The organism is Streptomyces sp. NPDC048636 (genome assembly GCF_040650655.1).
Taxonomy (GTDB): Bacteria; Actinomycetota; Actinomycetes; order Streptomycetales; family Streptomycetaceae; genus Streptomyces.
Map to the genome: position 1 here is coordinate 311,487 of NZ_JBEZHR010000009.1, position 9,020 is coordinate 320,506.

The following is a 9,020-nucleotide window of genomic DNA, read 5'->3' on the forward strand; positions in this document are numbered from 1 at the left end:
TATGAGCGCTTTCCCTTCGAAGGGGGCGCGGCTCTGAAGGCCCCCACGCCAGCCATGATCGGTTACCGCGCGGCGGCGGATGAGGAGCTCGGGTACGCCCACGAGACGACCGGCGGCCCGCGCACGGAGGCGGTGCAGGCGGCTGTGACCGGGCATGTCCTGACGTTCACGGGGACCGCGTTGGTCGCCGTGTACGTCTTCGACGCGGACGGCGGCGAGCTGCGGCTGGCCGAGACCGTCCGTAGTCCCGGCGGCCCCTACGCCCTTCCCGCGAGCTATCCCCTCTCCGGACGCTCACCCGTCGCCGACGCCTTCCGCTCCGGCCGCCCGCTGTGGCTGGGCCCCCGGGAACTGGACGCGTACGGCACGGCCGCGCCCGGCCCCGGGGCCTCCACCGGCCTCTCACTGGGAGCGCTGCCTCTGGGCGGGGACGGCACGGGTCTCGGCGCTCTGGTGGTGGTGGACGAGGCCCCCGACGGTATCGACGCCGACCGCCGCGCCTTCCTCGAGCTCTACGCCCTCCACGTCGCCGCCGGTCTGGAGGCGTACGGACCGCAGCACACCGGACGGCCGGAGCAGCGGTCGCTTTCGGGCTCCACCCTGGACCGGCTCCGGGTGGGCGCCTTCGTACTGGAGCTGAGCACCGGGCGGATGACCGCCGACACCCAGATGCTGGAGCTGTTCGGCATCCCCCCGGACGACTTCGACGGACGGGTGGAGACGCTGCTCGCGAGCACCATCCCCGACGATGTGCCCGCCCTGATGTCGATCGTGGAGCCGGGCCGGCTGATCTCCGGCACCCCGCAGCTGGCGTTCCGCATCCGCCGCCCCAACGGCGAGCTGCGCTGGCTGGAGCTGCGCTGCCGGGTCCAGGCCGGGGCGGAGGGCACCCCGGAACGGATGCTGGGCGTGGTCGCGGAGGCGTCGTATCTGCGGCCCAGCGCCGACGAGGTCTCCATGGTGCAGCGGCTGGCCGCCGCCCTGGCCGGGGCCACCACCATCCGCGACGTCGGCCAGGTGGTGGTCGGCGCGCTGCGCGATCCGCTGCGGGCCCGCCGGGTGGCGGTCGCCGAACTCCAGGCCGACCAGCTCGTGGTCAGCGTGCTCGCCCCCGCCGAGCCCTCCGCCTGGCCCGAGGTGTGGCGGACCCAGTGGCGGTCGGAGTTCCCGGACGCGCCGACCCACGCCCTGCCCACCCTGGCCGAGACGATGCGCGAGGGACACGTCGGCCTGTGGCCGCCCGGCGCCGAGCTGGAACCCGGCCTCGCGGGCATCGGCCCCGGCGGGCTCGCCGTCCTGCCGCTCCCGGCCAACGGCCGGACCGTCGGCGTCTGCCTGATCGGCTGGGAGGAGCCGCATCAGTTCGGCCCGGAGGAGCGCTCCCTGCTGACCGCGACGGCCGGTCTGGTGGGCCAGGCCCTGGTACGCGCCCACGCACTGGACGCCGAACACGAACTGGCCACGATGCTCCAGCGCAGCCTGCTGCCCCGCAAACTGCCGGTGCTGCCCGGCGGAGTGGCCGTCACCCGCTATCTGCCCGCCACCATGGGGCTGGAGGTGGGCGGCGACTGGTACGACGTCATCCCGCTCTCCGACGGCCATGTGGCGCTGGTCATCGGGGACGTCCAGGGCCACTCCGCGGCCGCCGCCACGATCATGGGCCAGATGCGCACGGCCATCCGGGCCTACGCGGTCGAGGGCCACCCTCCCGACGTGGTCGTCTCGCACGCCAACCGGCTTCTCGTCGGCATGGAGACCGACCTCTTCGCCACCTGCTCCTACGTCGATCTGGACATGGAGGAGGGCGAGGCGTGGTTCGTCCGGGCCGGTCACCTCCAGCCGCTGCTGCGCCGCCCGGACGGCGCCACCGAGGAACTGACCATCGAGGGCGGCCCCCCACTGGGGGTGGTCGCCGACGCCGAGTACCCGATGACCGCGGTCGGCCTCTCCTCCGGCACCCTGCTGGTCCTGCTCACCGACGGGCTGGTGGAATCCGCCCAGCTGGACCTGGAGGACGGCGTGGCGCGGGTGCGCGAGCGGCTCACCCGCGCCGACCCCTCCGACCCCGGCCGGGCCGCCGATGAACTGCTCGGCAGCGCCGCCGGCCGCCATGACGACGTGGCGCTGCTGCTGCTGCGCTACGACGCCATGCGGGTACGGCCCACCCGCGCCCGCTGGACGGTGTGGCGGCTGCCCGACGCGGTGATGCACGCCCGCCGCTTCACCGCCCGCACCCTGCGCTCCTGGGGGCTGGCGGACGAGCAGGACGTGGCCCTGCTGGTCACCTCCGAACTGGTCACCAACGCCATGGTGCACACCACGGGCGAGGTGCACCTCAACCTCACGCTCACCGCGGACCGGCTGCGGATCGCGGTCAGCGACCGTTCCCCCCGTACACCCACCAAACCGACCAGCGTGGACTGGGAGGCGACCGGCGGCCGTGGACTGCTGCTGGTCGAGGCGGTCTCCCATTCCTGGGGCTCGGTGCCGCTCAGCGGCGGCAAGCAGGTCTGGAGCGACATCACCCTGTCCACCCCGCGCGACGACGGCGCCGGGGGAGAGGCCGTCGGATCCACCGGGGGGCGGGTCCGATGAACGCCTCCCCGGCCCGGGACCGGCTGCGCGCCGCCGTCGCCGTCACGGCCGGACTCGCCCTGGCCGTGACCCTCGCCGCCTGCGGCAAGGCCGCCGAGGTGGACCAGTCCGGCGGAGCCGTCCACCGTGGCAATCTCCGCATCGGCCTGCTGCTCCCGGACAACGAGATCGCCCGCTTCGACCGGTTCGACAAACCCCTGATCAAGAAGCGGATCAAGGAGCTGTGCCCCAAGTGCACCGTGGACTACGCCAGCGCCCAGCACGACGCCGCCACCCAGCAGCACCAGGTCGACTCCATGATCGCCAACGGGGTCGAGGTGCTGATCCTCGACGCGGTCGACGGCCGGGCCATCCGCTCCTCCGTCGTCAAGGCGCGCCAGGCCAATATCCCGGTCGTCGCCTACGACCGGCTCGCCGAGGGACCCGTCTCCGGCTATGTCTCCTTCGACGGCGCCGAGGTCGGCCGCCTCCAGGCCCAGGCGCTGCTGAAGGCCCTGGGCCCGCACGCGTCGAGCCGCCGGGACCAGATCGTCATGATGAACGGCTCCTCGACCGACCCCAACTCGGGCTGGTTCGAAGGCGGCTCGCTGTCCGTCCTCCGCGGCAAGGTCAGGATCGGCAAGTCCTACGAGACCATCGGCTGGCGGCCGGAGAACGCCAACCTCAACATGAGCGGCGCCATCGCGGCGCTGGGCGCCGACAACATCCAGGGCGTGCTGTCGGCCAACGACGGCCTCGCCTCCGGCATCATCGCCGCCCTCAAGGCCGCCAAGATCCACCCAGTGCCCCCCGTCACCGGTCAGGACGCCGAACTCGGGGCCGTCCAGCGCATCGTGGCGGGCGAACAGCTCATGACCGTCTACAAGCCGTTCAAGCCCGAGGCCGACGCCGCCGCCGAGATGGCCGTCGCACTCGGCCGCGGAAAATCGCTCGCCGGGATCGCCAAGGAGCGCGTCAACAGCGGCTCCAGCAAGTCCATCCCGGCCGTCCTGCTGCATCCGATCGACGTCAACGTCCACAACCTCAAGATCCTCGTCCGGGACGGGATGTACACCACCGACCAGATCTGCACGGAGAAGTACGCGGCCGCCTGCCGGAAGGCCGGACTCATCACCTGACGGGCCAACTCACCCGAGGGGCCGGAGCGCCCCGGGTGGCGGAAGGGAGGAGCAGATGACGTTCACCTCAGCCCCGCCCCTGCTGGCGCTGCGCGGCGTCTTCAAACGGTTCGGCGCGGTCCAGGCGCTCGCCGACGTCGACCTGGAGATCCACGCCGGTCAGGTCATCGCCCTCGTGGGCGACAACGGCGCCGGGAAGTCCACCCTGATCAAGGTGATCGCGGGGGTGGACGCGGCCGACGAGGGCGTCATCGAATGGAACGGCCACCCCGAACAGATCCACCGGCCGCACGACGCCCAGCACCTCGGGATCGCCACCGTCTACCAGGACCTCGCGCTCTGCGACAACCTCGACGTGGTCGGCAACCTCTTCCTCGGCCGCGAGATCCGCCGGTTCGGCGTGCTCAACGAGGTGGAGATGGAACGCCGCACCCTGGAACTGCTGAACACCCTCTCCATCAGCATCCCCGGCGTCCGGCGGCCGGTCGCCTCGCTCTCCGGCGGCCAGCGCCAGACCGTCGCCATCTCCCGGTCGATGCTCGGCGAACCCCGGCTGGTCCTCCTCGACGAGCCCACCGCGGCCCTCGGCATCGAACAGACCGCCCAGGTCCTCGACCTCGTCGAGCGGCTGCGCGACCGCGGCCTCGGCGTCCTGCTCATCAGCCACAACCTGGGCGACGTCAAGGCCGTCGCGGACTGGGTGGCGGTGCTGCGCCTCGGCCGCAACAACGGGTTCTTCGACGTGACCACCACCTCCCAGGAGCAGATCGTCTCGTCCATCACCGGCGCCTCCGACAACGCCGTGACACGCCGCACGGTGCGGGAAGGGGAGTTGTGAACAGAACACGGACCACCTCGGGGGGCCCCGCGCCGCGCAGGACCGAGGGCGCGGAGACGGACCAGCGCACCGGAACCGCCGCGGCCGCCGTCCGGCGGGCGGGCGCCCCCGCCCACGCCGTCGGGCGCGCCGCCCAGGCGCTCAAACGCCGCTACCACAGCGGTGAACTGGGCTCCGTCCCCGTCGTCCTCGGGCTCTTCCTCATTTGGATCATCTTCCAGATCGTGAACCCGCACTTCCTCTCCCCGCGCAACCTCTCCAACCTCAGTGTGGACATCGTCGGCACCGGCATGATCGCGGTCGGGGTCATCTTCGTCCTGCTGGTCGGCGAGATCGACCTCTCGGTGGCCTCGGTCAGCGGTCTGGCCTCCGCCACCTTCGCCGTGCTCAACGTCAACCAGGGCATGCCCGAACTGCCCGCCGTCATCCTCGCCGTGCTCACCGGAACCGCGGTCGGAGCGGTGCAGGGGTTCTTCTTCGCCAAGGTCGGTGTGCACGCCTTCGTGGTCACCCTCGCCGGACTGCTGGGCTGGTACGGCCTGATGCTCTACGTCATGGGCACCTACGGCACGATCAACATCGACGACCGGGGCCTGGTCGCCAAGCTGACCAACTTCTACTTCAACGACGTCGCCGCCGCGTACGGGCTGGCCGCCCTCGGCGCGGCCGGCTACTTCCTCGCCTCCTGGCTGGACACCCGGCGCCGCCGCCGCGCCGGAGTGCCGTTCCGCCCCCTCAGCGAGACCGGGCTGCGCACCGGGGTCCTCGCCGTCGTCGGCTTCGTCGCGGCCACTCTGCTCAACCAGTTCCAGGGCCTGCCGCTCGCCCTGCTGATCTTCCTCGTCGTCCTCGTCGGCCTCGACTACGTGCTGCGCCGCACCGCCTACGGGCGCATGATCTTCGCCCTCGGCGGCGGCGTCGAAGCGGCCCGCCGCGCCGGGCTCAACGTGGAGCTGGTGCGCATCTCCGCCTTCATGATGTCGGGAACCATGGCCGCCATCGGCGGTCTCTTCCTGGCCTCGCGCATCAGCTCCGTGAGCCAGACCTCGGTCTCCAACAACCTCCTCATGAACGCCATCGCCGCCGCCGTCATCGGCGGCACCAGCCTCTTCGGCGGCCGCGGCAGCACCTGGTCCGCCCTGCTCGGTGTCCTGGTCATCCAGTCCATCGCCTCCGGCGTCGCCCTCATGGGCATCCAGGCCGCGGTCCAATTCATGATCACCGGCGGTGTGCTGCTGATCGCCGTTGTCATCGACTCGCTGTCGAGGAAGGCGCAGAAGGCTCACGGGCGGGTGTAGGTCTTGTCCGGTCCCGCCCCATCTTGACCGGGAGTCGAGCCCCCGCTGCTAGCGTCGTCACCCCCGAGGCGGGTTGTCGCAACACCGCGTGGACAGCGACGACCGAGGAGGCGACGACATGCGCAACGCCGAGATCATCACCGCTGTGGACGGAGGGCACGGCGGAGACGGCGGGGGCGGGGACGGGTATCCCGGCCAGCCCTGGACGCCCCCGCAGGAGCCGCCGTCCCCTGACGGCGACACCCCGCCCGGCGACGGGACGCATCGCAAGTGAGTGTCGACTTCGCCCGGATGGAGCGCCCCAGCCGCAAGGAGCTGGGGCGCGTTCTCGTCGAGACGAGTGTGCTGACTCCGGACTGGGCTCCGACCTTCGCGGCCGTGGACCGGGCCGCCTTCCTGCCGGACCTGATGTGGCCGTTCGACATGGACACGGGCACGAGCGTTGCCGTCGACCGGGCGGATGACCCGGACGCGTGGTACGCGGCGGCGGACAGCAACATCCCCATCGTGACGCAGTGGGACGACGGCGAACACTCCGGCCCCCGGCCGGGAAGAGTATCCACCAGCTCCTCGTCCATGCCCTCGGTCGTCTACACGCTGCTTCACACGGCAGCGGTGGACGACGGCATGAACGTGCTCGACGTCGGCACCGGTACCGGCGAGACGGCCGGGGCCCTGACCCACCGGCTCGGGCGCGGGAACGTGACCACGGTCGAGGTGGACCCTGCCGTATCGCTCCGGGCCGACGAACGCCTCCGCGCGGCCGGACTGTTCCCCACGGTGGTCCGGGGCGACGGTGCCGGAGGGCATGTGCCCTCCGCCCCCTACGATCGCGTCCTGGCCACCGTCGCGGTCCGGGAGATCCCCGGGGCATGGATCGAGCAGACCCGGCCCGGCGGCCTGATCATCGCCCCGTGGGGCACCCACTACAGCAACGCGGATGCCGTCGCCCGGCTCGCCGTCGGCGCGGGGGAGGCGTCCGGACACTTCACCCGGCCCGTGGAGTTCATGAAGCTCCGTGCTCAGCGGCTGTCGCTGCCGGGGCATGGTGAGTACATCCCGGCGGAGGGCATGGCGGGAGCCCACACGTCCACCACGGAGATCACGGAAGCGGAGTTCGTCACCGGGAGGTACACCGCCCTCCCCTTCGCGCTGGGGCTCCGCGTACGGGACTGTGTCCAGGCCGTGGCCGACAAGCGCGAGGGAGCCCGCCCGGCGTGGTTCTACGGACGCGGTGACCGCTCATGGGCGTGCGTGATGTTCCGCGACGGGGAGGCCGAGGCCCGAGTCTGGCAGTCAGGGCCCCGCCGGTTGTGGGACGAGGTGGCGGGCGCCTACCGGTGGTGGGTCGGCCATGACAGGCCCACCCACACCCGCTTCGGCCTGACCGTCACCGCCGGTGGGCAACGGGCCTGGCTGGACGGTCCGGCCCACTCCTGGGTCGTCTGAGGTGTGACCCTGTGGCGCCCCGGTGGGGGGCGCCCGGGATCAGCGGGTGGCGTAGCCGAGGAAGGCGGCCCAGGCGGGGGCGCTTATGCAGAGGTTGGGGCCGTCGGGGTTCTTGGAGTCCCGGATGTGGACGGCGGCGGGGGTGGCGGTTGCCATCTCGACGCAATCGCCGCCGCCGGAGTCGCTGTAGCTCGACTTGCGCCACTCGTAGGCGATCTCGACGCAGTCGCCGCCAGTGTTATCGGAGTAGCTGCTCTTGAACCACGCGAGTCTGCTCATAGCTCACCCATCAACTGCTCGATGAAATTTGCGGATTCCCCGGGGTCCAGGGCCTGCGACCTGATCATGGCATAGCGGCGGGTCAGCACACCTACCTCTTGCGGCTTGGAGACCAGGATGCTCTGCCCCTGGCCTTCCAGATAGACCAGCGGTGTCTCATCAGGCATCTCAATCAACTTCATTGGGCCGGGAAGCCCTGCGTGGCCCGGACGATTCATCGGCATCACTTGAATGACCACATTGGGACGAGCGACGCACTCGAGAAGGTGCCCGTACTGGGCGCGCATCACCTCGGGTGGGCCGAGTCGGCGGCGTAGCGCTGCCTCTTCGAGGATGACGTTGACTACTGCCAGCGGCTTTCGATCGAAGAGCGCGGTGCGGTCCACGCGAGCTTCAACCAGAAGGTTGACTTCCTCTTCGTCAAGCGGCGGAAACGCGTAGTCGAACATCGCACGGGCGTAATCCTCGGTCTGGAGCAGACCGTCGATCAACTGCGTGCAGTACGAGGAGACACTGAGCGCTTCCTGCTCCAACTGCACAAAGCCCTGGAAATGGGCCGGGTATCGCTCAAGCCGCAGGTACTTGATGGCCGACCTCAGTAACCCGCCCGCGTCCAGTGCCTTCTCGGCCGCGTCGATGAACTCGTCCGTCGGCGGCTTCGCGCACGTCTCAATGGCGCTCACCGCCGACCCCGTGTAGCTCATCAACGCGCCCAGCTCGTCCTGCGTCAGGCCCGCCCGCTCGCGCAGAAGCCGCAGTACAGCGGCGAAGTACTGCACGGTCGGCGGAGCGGAGTCCTTCTTCTTCGACTGTGACATCTCGGACCACCCCTCAACGTGGCTCAACACCAATCAACGTGCGTTCGACCGCAGTTGCCGATCACCGCCGTCGACGCTCTGTCACTAGTGAAGCTAGTCGCCTGCACCGACAGTGGGTCCATGAACGCGGAAAGTCACAACGTAAACCCGCTCCTTGGCTGGAACCAGAGGTTTACTCCCGTCCCCCCATCTGTCCACCACGTGCGGCACGCGGCCGGTACCGCTCTTCTCGCGTGGGGTGTTGACGCAGGTCAGGTGGCTACCGTGCAGCTCGTTCTCTCCGAGCTGGCGACCAACGCGGTACGGCACGGCCGGGTGCCAGGGCGGTACTTCGAAGTGTGTATCGCATATGACGCAGAGAAAATGGTCGGGCTGGAGGTGTCCGATCCGCGTGAGGGGTTCCCCGTGATCACGGCCGCCGCGCCCGACGACGAGTCAGGGCGCGGGCTGGCGATCGTGGAGGTGCTCGCCGAGGCGTGGGGCGTCAGGCAGCGGGTTGTCGGCAAGACGGTGTGGGCGCGGGTGCGCCTCTAGGGCGTGTTTCGAAAGTCCCGCCTGCCCCGCGACGCCTGGCACGCACGCTCGCCGCGTTGTCGGGATCGTCCGAGTAGGCCCTCCCCCGGAC

At 70.6% G+C, this 9,020-nt stretch carries 9 protein-coding genes; 7 read left to right on the top strand and 2 right to left on the bottom strand.

Annotated elements, in window-relative coordinates:
- The first annotated feature begins 54 nt into the window (after nt 1–54).
- From AB0C66_RS24875 to AB0C66_RS24900, 6 genes are all read left to right on the top strand, one after another.
- Nucleotides 55–2,595 (top strand): SpoIIE family protein phosphatase, encoded by a 2,541-nt coding sequence (locus tag AB0C66_RS24875; protein ID WP_362442587.1) that lies wholly within the window; start codon nt 55–57, stop codon nt 2,593–2,595.
- The gene (locus AB0C66_RS24880) at nt 2,592–3,713 is read left to right on the top strand and encodes a substrate-binding domain-containing protein (protein WP_362442590.1); all 1,122 of its coding nucleotides are present in this window, start codon (nt 2,592–2,594) and stop codon (nt 3,711–3,713) included. Before AB0C66_RS24875 ends, AB0C66_RS24880 begins: the two co-directional genes overlap by 4 nt.
- 55 nt (nt 3,714–3,768) lie before the next feature.
- Nucleotides 3,769–4,551 carry an ATP-binding cassette domain-containing protein gene (locus AB0C66_RS24885; RefSeq protein ID WP_362442593.1) on the top strand — a complete coding sequence of 261 codons (783 nt, stop codon included), beginning with the start codon at nt 3,769–3,771 and terminating at the stop codon, nt 4,549–4,551.
- Nucleotides 4,548–5,849, top strand: a complete 1,302-nt coding sequence (locus AB0C66_RS24890; RefSeq protein WP_362442596.1) for a sugar ABC transporter permease — start codon at nt 4,548–4,550, stop codon at nt 5,847–5,849. Before AB0C66_RS24885 ends, AB0C66_RS24890 begins: the two co-directional genes overlap by 4 nt.
- A 118-nt stretch (nt 5,850–5,967) precedes the next feature.
- On the top strand, nt 5,968–6,123 hold the full coding sequence (locus AB0C66_RS24895; protein WP_362442598.1) for a hypothetical protein: 156 nt from the start codon (nt 5,968–5,970) through the stop codon (nt 6,121–6,123).
- Nucleotides 6,120–7,298: a methyltransferase domain-containing protein gene (locus tag AB0C66_RS24900; RefSeq protein WP_362442601.1), complete on the top strand. Its 1,179-nt coding sequence runs from the start codon at nt 6,120–6,122 to the stop codon at nt 7,296–7,298. Before AB0C66_RS24895 ends, AB0C66_RS24900 begins: the two co-directional genes overlap by 4 nt.
- Before the next feature lie 39 nt (nt 7,299–7,337).
- On the opposite strand, the gene AB0C66_RS24905 is transcribed toward AB0C66_RS24900, so the two are convergent.
- Nucleotides 7,338–7,577 (bottom strand): DUF397 domain-containing protein, encoded by a 240-nt coding sequence (locus AB0C66_RS24905; protein WP_362442603.1) that lies wholly within the window; start codon nt 7,575–7,577, stop codon nt 7,338–7,340.
- A complete protein-coding gene (locus AB0C66_RS24910; RefSeq protein WP_362442606.1) occupies nt 7,574–8,395 on the bottom strand; it encodes a helix-turn-helix transcriptional regulator in 822 nt (273 codons plus the stop codon). The genes AB0C66_RS24905 and AB0C66_RS24910 overlap by 4 nt, the downstream gene beginning before the upstream one ends.
- A gap of 120 nt (nt 8,396–8,515) precedes the next feature.
- Here AB0C66_RS24910 and AB0C66_RS24915 point away from each other — a divergent pair, with 120 nt between their 5' ends.
- The gene (locus AB0C66_RS24915) at nt 8,516–8,929 is read left to right on the top strand and encodes an ATP-binding protein (RefSeq protein WP_362442609.1); all 414 of its coding nucleotides are present in this window, start codon (nt 8,516–8,518) and stop codon (nt 8,927–8,929) included.
- Nucleotides 8,930–9,020: the final 91 nt, after the last annotated feature.

What these genes read in the sequence shown, in the direction of transcription:
- AB0C66_RS24875 (WP_362442587.1), top strand. Translation starts at nt 55, where the DNA reads ATGATCGGTTACCGCGCGGCGGCGGATGAGGAGCTCGGGTACGCCCAC.
- AB0C66_RS24915 (WP_362442609.1), top strand. Translation starts at nt 8,516, where the DNA reads ATGAACGCGGAAAGTCACAACGTAAACCCGCTCCTTGGCTGGAACCAG.
- AB0C66_RS24885 (WP_362442593.1), top strand. Translation starts at nt 3,769, where the DNA reads ATGACGTTCACCTCAGCCCCGCCCCTGCTGGCGCTGCGCGGCGTCTTC.
- AB0C66_RS24905 (WP_362442603.1), bottom strand. Translation starts at nt 7,577, where the DNA reads ATGAGCAGACTCGCGTGGTTCAAGAGCAGCTACTCCGATAACACTGGC.
- AB0C66_RS24895 (WP_362442598.1), top strand. Translation starts at nt 5,968, where the DNA reads ATGCGCAACGCCGAGATCATCACCGCTGTGGACGGAGGGCACGGCGGA.
- AB0C66_RS24880 (WP_362442590.1), top strand. Translation starts at nt 2,592, where the DNA reads ATGAACGCCTCCCCGGCCCGGGACCGGCTGCGCGCCGCCGTCGCCGTC.
- AB0C66_RS24910 (WP_362442606.1), bottom strand. Translation starts at nt 8,395, where the DNA reads ATGTCACAGTCGAAGAAGAAGGACTCCGCTCCGCCGACCGTGCAGTAC.